9 protein-coding genes and 1 other annotated feature are annotated in these 13,341 nt (G+C 42.9%); of the genes, 7 read left to right on the top strand and 2 right to left on the bottom strand.

Annotation, left to right across the window (positions count from 1 at the left end; genetic code table 11):
- The first annotated feature begins 59 nt into the window (after nt 1–59).
- Together pduL and MHB64_RS18770 are read left to right on the top strand one after the other, a co-directional pair.
- Nucleotides 60–632 (top strand): phosphate propanoyltransferase, encoded by a 573-nt coding sequence (gene pduL, locus MHB64_RS18775; protein ID WP_042128797.1) that lies wholly within the window; start codon nt 60–62, stop codon nt 630–632.
- Between the two features lie 398 nt (nt 633–1,030).
- Complete coding sequence (locus tag MHB64_RS18770; protein WP_280786394.1) at nt 1,031–2,392, top strand: DEAD/DEAH box helicase; 1,362 nt, start codon at nt 1,031–1,033, stop codon at nt 2,390–2,392.
- 301 nt (nt 2,393–2,693) lie between these two features.
- On the opposite strand, the gene dapA is transcribed toward MHB64_RS18770, so the two are convergent.
- Nucleotides 2,694–3,590 (bottom strand): 4-hydroxy-tetrahydrodipicolinate synthase, encoded by an 897-nt coding sequence (gene dapA / locus MHB64_RS18765; RefSeq protein WP_094870266.1) that lies wholly within the window; start codon nt 3,588–3,590, stop codon nt 2,694–2,696.
- A 121-nt stretch (nt 3,591–3,711) separates the two neighbouring features.
- Here dapA and MHB64_RS18760 point away from each other — a divergent pair, with 121 nt between their 5' ends.
- The 3 genes from MHB64_RS18760 to metG all read left to right on the top strand — a co-directional run bounded on the left by MHB64_RS18760 (nt 3,712) and on the right by metG (nt 8,717).
- Nucleotides 3,712–4,611 (top strand): LysR family transcriptional regulator, encoded by a 900-nt coding sequence (locus MHB64_RS18760; RefSeq protein ID WP_341135146.1) that lies wholly within the window; start codon nt 3,712–3,714, stop codon nt 4,609–4,611.
- Between the two features lie 135 nt (nt 4,612–4,746).
- Nucleotides 4,747–6,627 carry a molecular chaperone HtpG gene (gene htpG, locus MHB64_RS18755; protein ID WP_341135145.1) on the top strand — a complete coding sequence of 627 codons (1,881 nt, stop codon included), beginning with the start codon at nt 4,747–4,749 and terminating at the stop codon, nt 6,625–6,627.
- Nucleotides 6,628–6,764: 137 nt separating this feature from the next.
- Nucleotides 6,765–7,026: a binding site (T-box leader), on the top strand.
- A 44-nt stretch (nt 7,027–7,070) separates the two neighbouring features.
- Complete coding sequence (gene metG / locus MHB64_RS18750; RefSeq protein WP_341135144.1) at nt 7,071–8,717, top strand: methionine--tRNA ligase; 1,647 nt, start codon at nt 7,071–7,073, stop codon at nt 8,715–8,717.
- Nucleotides 8,718–8,726: 9 nt separating this feature from the next.
- On the opposite strand, the gene MHB64_RS18745 is transcribed toward metG, so the two are convergent.
- Nucleotides 8,727–9,596: a LysR family transcriptional regulator gene (locus MHB64_RS18745; protein WP_094870262.1), complete on the bottom strand. Its 870-nt coding sequence runs from the start codon at nt 9,594–9,596 to the stop codon at nt 8,727–8,729.
- A gap of 150 nt (nt 9,597–9,746) precedes the next feature.
- Between MHB64_RS18745 and MHB64_RS18740 the strand changes: the two genes are divergently transcribed.
- Both MHB64_RS18740 and MHB64_RS18735 read left to right on the top strand, forming a co-directional pair.
- Complete coding sequence (locus MHB64_RS18740; protein ID WP_341136100.1) at nt 9,747–11,489, top strand: ABC transporter ATP-binding protein; 1,743 nt, start codon at nt 9,747–9,749, stop codon at nt 11,487–11,489.
- A complete protein-coding gene (locus tag MHB64_RS18735; RefSeq protein WP_341135143.1) occupies nt 11,486–13,225 on the top strand; it encodes an ABC transporter ATP-binding protein in 1,740 nt (579 codons plus the stop codon). The genes MHB64_RS18740 and MHB64_RS18735 overlap by 4 nt, the downstream gene beginning before the upstream one ends.
- Nucleotides 13,226–13,341 lie beyond the last annotated feature (116 nt).

The raw sequence follows: 13,341 nt of genomic DNA, 5'->3' as shown, positions 1-13,341 counted from the left end.
ATGTATAATGGTTAATGGCTTGTACAGATACTAGAGAAAATACAAGGAGTGACTTTACAATGAGTAAGACTGTACCCGTAGGTGTGTCGGCTAGACATATTCACCTTACGCAAGAGCACGTGGAGGCTCTGTTTGGCCCAGGATATCAATTAACTGAGTTCAAACCACTTTCACAACCAGGACAATTTGCAGCAAATGAACAAGTAGCAGTTATCGGTAGCAAAGGTAAATTTGACAAGGTAAGAATTTTGGGACCTGCTCGTCCGGCTTCCCAATTAGAAATTTCCCGTACTGACTCCTTCGCACTTGGCGTGAAAGCTCCAGTTCGCGAATCTGGAAATATTGAAGGAACACCTGGCATTACGCTTAAAGGACCTGCTGGTGAAGTTGAATTAGAACAAGGTGTTATTATCGCAGCTCGTCACATTCACTTCCACACATCTGAAGCTGAAGCTTGGGGCATTGCGGATAAGCAATTGCTTAAAGTTCGTCTGGGTGGCGACCGCGGTCTCGTATTGGAGAACGTAATTGCTCGTGTATCTGACAGCTTCAAACTTGATATGCATATTGATACTGACGAAGCTAATGCTGCAGGTGCCAACAATGGCGACACTGCTGAAATCGTAGACTAGTCTTCATACGAATGATAAGAAGCGGGGGAGAAATCCTTCGCTTTTTTTTGTTTGTTTTCTGCGTGCAAAAATGTTATGTGACTAATATGCCCGCTCACTTGAACATTTTTCCGACTGCATAGCTCTTATTGTTTCGTATTTGTGCGGATTTGTGCCCGATTTACACGAATAGGTGCAATAGAGTCCGATCGCTCAAAAAGATGTGTATTCAGGAGCATAGGAATTCAGGAACACAGAACTCAGGGTGGATCCTATCCTGAAATGGATTTTTAATGAAAATTGGTGCGATGATAAAGAATATCTATTATTATTTGACTGATTATGTTATGATTATTGTTTATGACGTGACAAAAGGATTTTTTGTTAAGAATATATGTATTAGAAATTAAGGAGACAAAATGACATTTAACGAACTGAATATTATGCCTGCGATTTTAAAGGCTTTAACCAAAGAAAACTATACATCACCTACACCAATACAGGAGCAATCGATCCCAGCTGTATTAGCAGGTAGAGATTTACTTGGATGTGCTCAAACGGGAACAGGAAAAACAGCTGCATTCTCTGTACCTATTATTCAATTATTAAGCGAACAAACAAGTCCCAATAAATCAAACAATGTGCGACGTATTCGCTCACTGATCTTAACACCGACAAGAGAACTAGCGATTCAAATTGCTGATAACATAAAAGCGTATAGCCAATATACAGATATCCGCTCTGCTGCCATCGTTGGCGGTGTATCACAGAAAGTACAAGAGCGTGCCCTGAATCAAGGTGCTGATATTCTAATTGCTACACCAGGTAGACTTATCGACCTGATCAATCAAAAACGTGTGGACTTACAGTATGTCCAAATTCTTGTCTTGGATGAAGCTGACCGTATGCTAGATATGGGCTTTATCCATGATGTAAAGCGGATTATCGCCAAAATGCCAACGAAAAAACAAACGCTGTTCTTCTCGGCAACGATGCCTACTGAGATCTCCAAATTGATCAAAACCTTGCTTGTAAATCCAGTAAAAGTAGAAATCACACCCGTGTCATCTACTGCGGACAGAATCGAACAATCGATCTATTTGTTAGAGAACGGAAACAAGCAAAACCAATTGAATCTTTTATTACAGGATAAATCAATCGTTTCTGCGCTGGTGTTTACTCGTACTAAACGTGGTGCAGACCGTGTTACTCGTGATCTAGCAAAAGTGAACATTTCTGCACAAGCCATTCACGGCAATAAATCGCAGAATGATCGTCAGAATGCATTGCGGAATTTTAAAAGTGGTGCAACCCGTGTGCTAGTAGCTACGGATATCGCCGCGCGAGGAATCGATATTGATGAGTTGTCTCATGTAATCAACTTTAACTTGCCTAATATTCCAGAAACCTATGTGCACCGAATTGGTCGTACGGGTAGAGCGGGTTTAAGCGGGACTGCAATCTCTTTTTGTGAATCTGAAGAGCTTCCGTTCCTTAAAGATATTGAGAAATTGATCGGAAAATCGATTCCTGAAGTGAAGGATCACCCGTATCCGATGTCTCGTAAAACGCAGATGAAGACAGAACGATCTTCGAAACCGTCAGGTTCGAGATCTGCCTCTTCAAAACCGTCGACCTCTAGACCTTCTACAGCTAAACCTGCGGGGTCAAAGCCAGCGGCATCTAAGCCTGCCAAAGCAAAGCCTAAGTCTAACCCTCCACTAAAGCCAAAGTCTGAGTGGTTCACCAAGGGAAGACAGCAAACTTCGAGCAGCAGATAAGTTGTTTTGAACGCTGGACGTTTTATATAGTAAGATCTCAAAACCGTCAGAGAAATCTGATGGTTTTTTTTGTTTTTTGATGCTGCGGTAAGTTAATAGGTGATACTCTTTTATTTAAAATTAGAGGTGATGTTGTGGACGATACTAAACTATATACACTGTGGATAGAATCAGAAGAATGGTTAGAATAATATCGAAAAAGTTATTGCTGATCTTCTCGATGAGAGCGATTTCGACGTTAGATTCATTACAAAAAAGCCGCTACACAGTTCCCACTGTATAACGGCTGTTGTTATTATAGTTATGCAGTCGCTTCAATCGCGTTGTCCTGAATATAAGAACTAAGCTCTTGCTGAAGCGCTGTGCTGATGGAAGTCATTGGGAGGCGAAGCGTATCCGAATTGATTAGGCCATTTTGGCTAAGCATCCATTTGATTGGAGCGGGGTTCGATTCCTTGAACAAGAGACGGATGATCGGCAGTAGTTGTTCAAAGTTTTCTTTGGATAAGTCGAATTGACCCGATTTGAAGGCTTCGTATATACGGATACATTCTGCTGGATAAACGTTCGCAGTAGCAAGCATACCACCAGCTGCCCCGGAGCTAAGCATTTCAAAAAAGAGTGAATCGTCGCCGCCAAGCACAGGTTTGCTACCTGTACGAACTAGCTCAGTAACCATTTTGGTGCTACCAGAGCAGTCTTTTAATCCGACAACATGATTCATTTCTAGGATTGTACGTGCAGTATCTAGGGTCATAGCAGTACCCGTACGACTTGGAATGTCATAAGCCATGATCGGAATACCTACTTCTGCCGCTTTGCGGAAATGGGCAATGATGCCCTCTTGCGATGGACGACTATAATAAGGGACGACTACTAGTGCGCAATCCGCACCAAGGTTAGCTGCGATCTCTGTGCGTGCTACCGTAGAAGCTGTGTCATTGGTTCCTGTACCGACTACTAAGGGGATAGATGTAGATTGTAAAAGCTCACGAGAAGTGTTTACTAGAAGCTGCATTTCATTTACGGTTACAGTTGGCGATTCACCGGTGGTTCCATTAACGACCAGACCTTGTATGCTGTTGTTAATAAGGTTCTTTACATAACGCTGATACGAATCCAGATCGACTTCACCAGCAGCATTGAACGGGGTGACCACGGGGACATAAATTCCATAAATCTGTTGTTCTGTAAGCATAAATTATCGGCCTCCAAAATATTTTAATTCCTCTACATACACTTTACCATGGAATGTTGCATCGTCGTTAGCTATAATAAATGATGTGTATCATCAAAAATATTGATGTTAGGGTGAGGTTATGGAGTTAACCTATTTACGAACATTCCGCGAGGTAGCTAAACGTCAGAGCTTTACACGTGCTGCTGAAGAGCTAGGTTATGCCCAGTCGAGTGTTACGATGCAAATACAGAAGATAGAGAAGGAATACGGAGTCCCTTTAATAGAACGGCATGGTCGCCAATTGCGTCTTACCCCGCCTGGAGAAGAGCTATTGAAGCTATTCGTGGAGATTTTGGATCTGTATGATCGTTCTAAAGAAACCATCGCCCAGCAAATAGGAGGCACGCTAACAATTGGGACAATAGATTCATTAGCCGCATTCTACTTGCCCCCTTACCTACAGCAGTTGAGGACGAAATTCCCGAAACTTGATATCCATCTACAAACTATGCAGGAAGCTAGTCTTGTGGCCAAAATAAAAGACGGGGAAGTGGACATCGGCTTGATGCTTGATCGTACCACTACGGATTCTCTACTTGATCGTACGATCATTAGAGACGAACCGCTTGTATTGATCGCCCCCATTAATCATCCACTTGCCCGGAAGGATATAGTAAGCTTACAGGATCTAAATAACTGTGAATTAATTGTTTCTGAAGAAAGCTGTATTTATCGGAGTCTGTTCGAGAATCTGTTAAAGGATCACGGCATTATATTCCGCATAGGCTTTGAGCTTTCGAATCTAGAAGCGATCAAACGTTGTGTAATGAATGGTCTGGGAATTGCCCTGCTACCAAAAATCGTGGCAGAGGAAGAAATTGAGCGGGGGAACTTGGCCGAGCTGCCCTTCGCACATCCGGAAATTCACTTTGATCTGCAGCTTCTGATGCATCCTAAGAAATGGAAGTCTCAGCCGTTGCAATTTCTAACGCAAATGTTACTTGTGAATGAATCGTTAGCGAAAGGTAGCATTATTTAATGAAAGTCGCTATAAATATTGACATTCAAAATCAGTTTATGTTATATAAAAAGAAGAATTAGCACTCATCTAAGAAGAGTGCTAATCATAGAGTGTTGTACAAGAAGGTTATTTTGAAAGGAGATTTATTTATTCATGGCCAAAAAAGAGTTTAAAGCCGAATCGAAAAGATTGCTGGAAATGATGATTAACTCCATTTATACCCAACGAGAAATTTTCCTGCGCGAGTTGATTTCCAATGCAAGTGATGCGATTGATAAGATCTATTACAGAGCATTAGCTGATGAAGGCCTGGTCTTCAACAAAGAGGATTACTATATTAAAGTGAGTGCTGATAAGGCGAACAGAACCTTGACGATTTCCGATACAGGGATCGGGATGACTCAAGAGGAACTGGAGAATAACTTAGGAACGATCGCGAAGAGCGGATCGCTTGCTTTTAAAAAAGAGAATGAAGCTAAAGATGGTCATAATATCATCGGACAGTTCGGTGTTGGCTTCTACGCTGCGTTTATGGTGGCAGATGACGTTACAGTGATCAGTAAGGCACTAGGCAGCGACGAGGCCTTTAAATGGGAGTCTAAGGGCGCTGACGGCTATACTCTGGAGTCTGTCGAGAAGGATTCTGTGGGTACTGATGTTATTTTGAAGATTAAAGAGAATACCGAAGAAGATCAATATGATGAATATCTGGAAGAATATCGCCTGAAATCCATCATTAAAAAATACTCCGACTTCATCCGTTTCCCTATTAAGATGGACGTGAAGGAGCAAAAGCCAAAAGAAGGCACAGAAAACGAGTTTGAGGAAGTTGTTCAAGAACAAACCGTAAACAGCATGGTACCAATCTGGCGGAAGAACAAAAGCGAGCTGACCACAGAAGATTACGATAACTTCTATGCAGAGAAACGTTACGGCTTCGACAAACCGCTTAAACATATTCATATCAGTGCCGATGGTGCTGTAGTATATAATGCAATCCTGTTCATCCCAGAAAATACACCTTTTGATTATTACACAAAGGAATATGAAAAAGGTCTTGAGCTTTATTCCAACGGTGTATTGATCATGAACAAATGTGCAGATCTGCTGCCTGACTATTTTAGCTTTGTAAAAGGTATGGTAGATTCAGAGGATCTTTCGCTGAACATCTCCAGAGAGATGCTCCAGCATGACCGTCAGCTGACCTTGATCGCTAAGAACATTAAGAATAAAGTGAAGAGCCAACTGCAAAGCTTGCTGAAGGATGAAAGAGAGAAATATGAGCAGTTCTATAATGCTTTTGGCAGACAGCTTAAATTCGGTGTGTACAATGATTATGGAATGCACAAAGATACACTTCAAGACTTACTGATGTTCTACTCCTCCAAGGAGAAGAAGCTGGTAACACTGGACGAATATGTATCAAGAATGCCAGAAGATCAGAAGTACATCTATTATGCATCCGGAGAGTCGATCGACAGAATCGAAAAGCTCCCACAAACCGAGCTGGTATCGGATAAAGGGTATGAAATTCTCTACTTCACTGATGATATTGATGAATTTGCGATCAAGATGATCCAGTCGTATAAGGAAAAAGAATTTAAATCCGTATCCAGTGGTGATCTGGGAATCGAAGCTGACGAAGCGGACAAGCCAACGGAAGCGGAAGAGAACGAAAACAAGGAGCTTTTTGAAGCGATGAAGGACATCCTGTCCGGCAAAGTGAAGAATGTTAAAGCTTCCAAACGTTTGAAGACGCATCCGGTATGCCTCTCTGCAGAAGGTGAACTGACGATCGAGATGGAAAAAATCCTGAAATCGATGCCGAATGGGCAAGAGGTTCAAGCGGACAAGGTACTCGAAATCAACATTCATCACGAAGTATTCCAGTCCTTGAAAGCGGCAGCTGAGAACGATAAAGAGAAGCTCGGTTTATACACGAACTTGCTGTACAACCAAGCCCTGTTGATCGAAGGATTGCAAGTTAGTGATCCTGTTCAATTCACCAATGATATTTGTAAAATCATGAAATAATATAAAGTACAGGGACCATCCAATTGTATTATGATTGGGTGGTCTTTTTCATGGGAATTATGGCGAATTCATTATGTTTGAGCTTATGCATTGACATTACTCGATAAATTAAGTATTATTTCCAGTAACTTGAATATGTAAAAGCAAAGAAGAGAAAGAGTACCACGGCAATTCTTTCAACAGAGAGCTCCGGTCGCTGAAAAGGAGTAAAGAAAACCCTTGGGAATATGGTCTCAGAGCTGCGCATCGAAACCTTATGGGTTGTAGGCTGCGCCGGAACCTGCATCCGTTACAGTGCTAGGGTATAAACGTTAATTAACGTCGTACCTGAAGAGGTAAATGTCATGAGGCATTTATAAAATTAGGTGGTAACACGTGAGTAGAACTCTCGTCCTTTGTGGATGGGAGTTTTTTTGTTGTCTAAAAAAAGGAGGAGAAGGTTAATGAGTAATGTGTTAATAGGTGGTGCTTGGCCGTATGCGAATGGATCTTTACATCTTGGGAGATTATCAAGTGTGTTGCCTGGGGATGTGCTGGCACGATATTTTCGCTCCAAAGGGGATAACGTATTATATGTATCAGGCAGTGATTGCCATGGCACACCCGTAGCGGTTCAGGCTGCGAATGAAGGAATTACGCCCGGAGCCTTTGCGAGCAGATATCATGAAGAGTTTCTGAAGTGTTTTGAACAGCTGGGATTTAGTTATGATCTATATACTCGAACGGATCAACCGCAGCATCATAAGGTCGTGCAAGAGTTGTTTACAAAGCTGCTAGAGAATGGTCATTTATATAAAAAAACCATTGCGCAATGTTACTGCGAGGTAGATCAGCGCTTTTTGCCAGACAGATATGTAGAAGGGACTTGTCCGGTATGTGGCCAGCGTGCACGAGGGGATCAATGTGATTATTGTTCTACGATTCTAGATCCTGCCGATTTGTTAGACAGAGTCTGCAAATTATGTGGGAGTACGCCAACAGAACGGCCTACAGAACATTATTATCTTAGCTTATCTAATTTTCAGTCTGAATTAACGGAATATGTAGAGGAAGCACAATTTTGGAGAGAAAACGCTGTTAAACTGACCAAACGTTATTTACAAGAAGAGCTGCAGGACCGCGCGGTAACAAGAGACTTGTCTTGGGGTGTAGATGTCCCTGTGGCTGGATTTGAAGATAAAAAAATTTATGTTTGGATTGAGGCGGTAAGTGGTTATCTATCAGCCAGTAAGCAGTGGGCTGCGCAGTCCGGAGGAAGCTGGGAGGATTTTTGGTTAGAGAATAAAGGGAAGATTACCGCTTATTATGTCCATGGTAAAGACAATATTCCTTTTCACACCTTAATATGGCCGGCTGTGTTATTAGGAGTAGGAGGTTTGCATTTACCGGACAGGATTATATCTAGCGAATATTTAACCCTTGAAGGGCAGAAGTTCTCCACTAGCCGAAATTGGGCGGTCTGGGTACCTGATATTTTAGAGCGGTATCAGCCAGATTCTATTCGTTATTTCTTAATTGCCAATGGACCCGAGAAGCGGGACACGGATTTTTCCTGGAGAGAGTTTATTTATAGCCATAATGGAGAGCTGCTTGGAGCATTTGGTAACTTTGTGAATCGTTCATTGGCTTTTGTAGATAAGTTTTATGAAGGGAAAGTGCCGAACGGGCAATTGGATAAGGGGTGGAGGGACAACATCGACCTCTTGTATCTGGAATCAGGGCGGCTTATTGAGGCTGGGAATATAAAAGATGCGCTGGAGTATATTTTTTCTTACGTGCGCAAGGCAAACCAGTATTTCGATCTGCAAAAACCATGGATACAGATAAAAGAGGATCAGGTTTCTTGTGATTCTGCAATATACACATGTGTTCAGATTATTGCGAACCTAGCGAATTTGCTGCATCCGTTTCTCCCGTTCTCTTGTGACAAGATCAGGGGGTTCCTGTCGTTAGAACTACCGAATTGGCAGCCTTGCTCGGTGCCCCCTTACCAACAGATTACTGATTTACAATTGTTGTTTGAACGAATTGATATTAGTCGTATTAAAGAAGAAGAGGATAGACTAGTTCAACAACAAGTGAATAAATAGCGAAGATTCTTAACCATTCTTAAAGCTTTCAATAAACTTAGAAGCTAGTGATGATAAGTATTTATCCTTGATCCAGACGGCGGCGACCCGCGTGCGTAGTGATTCACTACTGATTTCTTTATAGATCAAATTCCGATTACTCGTTAATTCGAAAGCGGATTTGGGAATGATTCCGATGCCAAGACCAGCGTTTGCCCAGAGCAGTGTTGTTCGCGCATCATCATTCATACAGAAAATCAGCGGATCAAAACCATTCTCAAGACAGGTTTCCCGGATAAGCTGCTCAAAACGGCGGTAGATAATGAGCGGCTTATCTTTTAATTCACCGATCTCAACGAAGTTTTCATCTGTTTTCCAGTCATACTCTGGCGTCATTACGGCAATCATAGGCTCAGCCTGTGTGTAAAGACATTCTAAATTTGTAGCATTAAAGGGTGTCCTAACAATCCCGACTTCGACAATACCTTTACTCAAGAGGTCAATGATTCTAAAGGTATTTCCTTCATGAATCTCAAACTTCACACCTTGATACGTTTTGTGGAACTCACATAGCCGATCTTGAAGCAACGTAGCTCCAGAGGAAGAAACTGTACCAATGGCTAGGGTTCCTTTTAAACCTTTGACAAAATCAGTGAGCTCACGGGCAGTGGAATCTGCCAGCTCCAGAATTTGTTGGGCACGGTCCCGCAAAATGGCTCCAGCTTCAGTGAGCTGCACGCTGCGTGGACCTCGTTCCACTAGCTTTACACCGAGTTCTTCCTCCAGGAGTTTTAGCTGCTGGCTCAGCGGAGGCTGGGCCATTTGCAGCTTTCTGGCCGCGGATGTAATCTGTCCTTCCTCAGCTATCGCCATAAAATATTTAAGTTGTCTAATATCCATAAAAGAATCCTCCGAACTTGAGATATGTTAATCGTATGGGAGCGATACGAATCCAATATTATTAATATATGAGTAGATATGCCATAATCATAACTGTTCTTATACATATTTCAAGTGGTTAAATACTTCTTAGGTTGGGTGTGGATGAATTTGTTCAAAATTGCAGTATATTTAAAGCCGTACAAAAAAGAAGCGATCATCGGTCCAATCTTCAAACTGATGGAAGCGATTCTAGAGCTGATTTTGCCTACCATTGTCGCATTGATCATCAACAACGGGGTTGGTAATCATGACAGCGCCTATGTTTACCGCATGGGTGGCCTAATGGTTCTGATGTCACTGCTTGGTTTCGGTTGCTCTATGGTGTGCCAATACTATGCAGCACGAGCATCTCAGGGATTCGGCACGACACTTCGTAATAAACTGTTCAAACATATTACATCTTTATCGTACGCTGAGCTGGATACGTTCGGCACGCCTACGCTAATTAACCGGATTACCAATGACGTAAACCAGCTGCAGATTGCAGTCGCTATGCTGATTCGCCTGGTTATTCGTGCGCCGTTTATCTGTATCGGGGCAATCATAATGTCCATGATTTTGGATTTCAGATTATCGCTGATTTTAATAGCGGCAACGCCGATTTTTGGTATTATTTTGTATTTTATCATCACTCGAAGTGCGCCTTTGTATCGAAAATACCAGCAGAAGCTGGATGCCCTTGCGCTCGTTCTTAGTGAGAATTTGTCGGGGATTCGAGTCATTCGTGCTTTTGCAAAGAGACGTACGGAAAAAGAACGTTTTGATGCCTCATCTGAGGATTTAACCACTACAGCGATCCGGGTCTCGCGGATTTCCGCTTTACTTGGACCTATGACGACACTTGTAGTAAACGCGGCGATCATAGCTATTTTATGGGTAGGTGGAATTCACATTGATGGAGGGCGATTGTCTCAAGGTGAGATCATTGCCTTTATCAATTACGTCACTCAAATCTTACTGGCGCTTATTGTGGTCTCCAACTTGGTCATTATTTTTACAAAAGCCTCATCCTCTGCCAATCGTGTGAATGAAGTGCTGAGTGTCAAAGCATCCGTGTCCGAGGAAGGGAATGTCGTGATGACTGAACCTGAACCTGATTATACCGCTCCTGCCATATCATTCGAACATGTATCGTTTGGTTATAATACAACAGGAGAATTGGCATTAGAGGATATTTCGGTAGTCATTAACCGCGGAGAAACTGTGGGGCTGATTGGCAGTACGGGTTCTGGTAAATCTACTTTTGTGAACTTGATTCCACGTTTTTATGATGCAGTGCAAGGTGAAGTTAAAGTGGATGGAGTGAATGTCAGAGAGTATAAGCTGCATCAGCTTCGTGAGAAAATAGGGATTGTGCCGCAAAAAGCAGTGTTATTTACTGGAACAATCGCTGAGAATATTCGTTGGGGGAAGGAAAACGCAAACGAGGAAGAAATCATGCAAGCAGCCTCTGTTGCTCAGGCGGAAGAGTTTATTCGCAAATTGCCTGAAGGATTGAATACGCAGGTATCACGTGGTGGACTTAATTTATCCGGGGGGCAAAAGCAGCGCTTAACCATAGCTCGTGCAGTGGTGGGTAAGCCGTCGATTCTTATCCTGGATGACTCCTCCAGTGCGCTGGATTTCGCTACTGATGCGGCTCTACGTAAAGCGCTCAAAGAGAGCAGCCAGCAAATGACCCTACTAGTTGTCTCGCAGAGGGTGAGCACAGTAAGGCAAGCGGATAAAATCATGGTATTTGAGGAAGGGCGGATTGCCGGCGTCGGAACCCATGAGGAACTGATGCGTGGTTGCGAAGTGTACAAAGAAATCTGCCTGTCCCAGCTATCGAGTGAGGAGTCGGGCCAATGAACAAAAACAACATTTGGAAGAGACTAATTGTATATACAGGACATTATAGAAAAATAGCTATTGGGGCGGTTATATGCGCATTACTTAGTGTGATTGCTAGTCTAATCGGACCACTTCTTATCGGTAAAGCCATTGATTTTATGATCGGACCGGGAGAGGTGGATTTTGACGCCGTACTTAGACTGCTTTTGATTCTGGCAGCGGTATATATTGTCGGCAGTTTTTTTGGATGGCTCCTTACCTATCTGACAAATCGAATCGCCTACCGGACTGTATATGACTTACGTCGGGAGCTTTTTGATAAATTAAATGTGTTGCCTTTAAAATTTCACGACAACCACCCGCAAGGAGACAGTATCAGCCGTTTTGTTAATGATATGGATGCTGTCTCTGATGGACTGCTGCAAGGCTTCTCCACGCTGCTTACAGGGATCATCACCATTGTTGGGGCAATTGTGCTTATGATGTACATCAGTCCTCTGATGACCTTAGTAGTTCTTTTGTCAGCACCCGCTACCTTTTTTGTGGCCAGATTTATTACGATACGATCTCAAAAGATGTTTAAAGAGCAGGCCAAGATTCTCGGTGGTCTCAATGGCTATGTGGAGGAAATGATCGGCGGGCAAAAAGTAGTCACGGCTTATCATTATGAAGAACGTGCAATGTCTCAGTTTGAAGATCAAAACGAGACGTTATACCAGACCGGTGTGAAGTCACAATTTTATGGCTCCTTATCTAATCCGACGACGCGGCTAGTAAATAACGTTACGTTCTCAGTCATAGCTATGATCGGTAGTGTTATGGTAATTCAGGGTCATTTCACGGTAGGGGATCTATCCAGTTTCTTGATCTTCTCCAACTTGTTCGCTAAGCCTTTTAATGAAATAACTGGTGTGATTACACAGCTTCAATCGGCAACTGCCTCTGCACAGCGGATCTTCGCCATTCTCGATCTAACGCCAGAACCAGCTGATTCTAAGGACGCCAAAATCATGAGCACAAGTCAAGGAACCATTACCTTCGAAAAAGTATCCTTTTCTTATCATCCAGAACGTCCCTTGATTAACGATTTCAGTCTAGAAGTAAAGCCCGGTACCCGAGTTGCGATTGTAGGTCAGACTGGAGCGGGGAAGACAACGCTGGTAAACCTGCTCATGCGTTTCTACGATGTGGACCGTGGGTCCATCAAGATAGATGGTGTGGATATTAAGACAATTACCCGTGACAGCCTGCGAAGTAATTTTGGGATGGTGCTGCAGGATACTTGGCTCTTTGGGGGCACGATCAGAGATAATATTGCTTATGGAAAACCTGGGGCTACAGAGGAAGAAGTCATCGCTGCTGCTAAAGCGGCTAATGCGCATAGCTTTATTAAACGTCTGCCTGAAGGGTATGATACGAAGGTCAGTGGCTCAGGGGATAATCTCTCCCAAGGACAGAAGCAGCTGCTTACCATTGCACGAGTAATGCTTGTAGATCCGCCTATGCTTATTTTAGATGAGGCTACAAGCAGTATTGATACATTGACTGAGGTACGAATTCAGAAAGCTTTTCTGACTATGATCGCTGGTCGGACCAGCTTTGTGATTGCCCACCGATTGTCAACGATTCGGGAGTCGGATCTCATTCTTTTCATGAAGGATGGAGATATTGTGGAGAGTGGTACGCATGAGGGGCTCCTAGCCAGCGGCGGATATTACGCACGATTATATAATAGTCAGTTCGCGACAGCGTAGACTTTATGATTAAAAAGTAGCATTCGGGCCCCAATTTTGGGTGCGGATGCTTTTTTGTTGTTAGTAACACGGTATATACTGTTCTAAAATGAAACCGGAGATGGTTCCCTTCGTAT

Origin of the sequence: Paenibacillus sp. FSL K6-2859 (assembly GCF_038008265.1) — a bacterium.
Lineage (GTDB): Bacteria > Bacillota > Bacilli > Paenibacillales > Paenibacillaceae > Paenibacillus_AQ > Paenibacillus_AQ nitricinens.
This window is presented reverse-complemented; position numbering and strand designations above follow the sequence as displayed.

Bases quoted from the DNA above. Each gene is read 5' to 3' on its own strand.
- dapA (WP_094870266.1), bottom strand. From the start codon at position 3,590: ATGCTTACAGAACAACAGATTTATGGAATTTATGTCCCCGTGGTCACC.
- MHB64_RS18735 (WP_341135143.1), top strand. From the start codon at position 11,486: ATGAACAAAAACAACATTTGGAAGAGACTAATTGTATATACAGGACAT.
- pduL (WP_042128797.1), top strand. From the start codon at position 60: ATGAGTAAGACTGTACCCGTAGGTGTGTCGGCTAGACATATTCACCTT.
- MHB64_RS18760 (WP_341135146.1), top strand. From the start codon at position 3,712: ATGGAGTTAACCTATTTACGAACATTCCGCGAGGTAGCTAAACGTCAG.
- MHB64_RS18770 (WP_280786394.1), top strand. From the start codon at position 1,031: ATGACATTTAACGAACTGAATATTATGCCTGCGATTTTAAAGGCTTTA.
- metG (WP_341135144.1), top strand. From the start codon at position 7,071: ATGAGTAATGTGTTAATAGGTGGTGCTTGGCCGTATGCGAATGGATCT.
- MHB64_RS18745 (WP_094870262.1), bottom strand. From the start codon at position 9,596: ATGGATATTAGACAACTTAAATATTTTATGGCGATAGCTGAGGAAGGA.
- htpG (WP_341135145.1), top strand. From the start codon at position 4,747: ATGGCCAAAAAAGAGTTTAAAGCCGAATCGAAAAGATTGCTGGAAATG.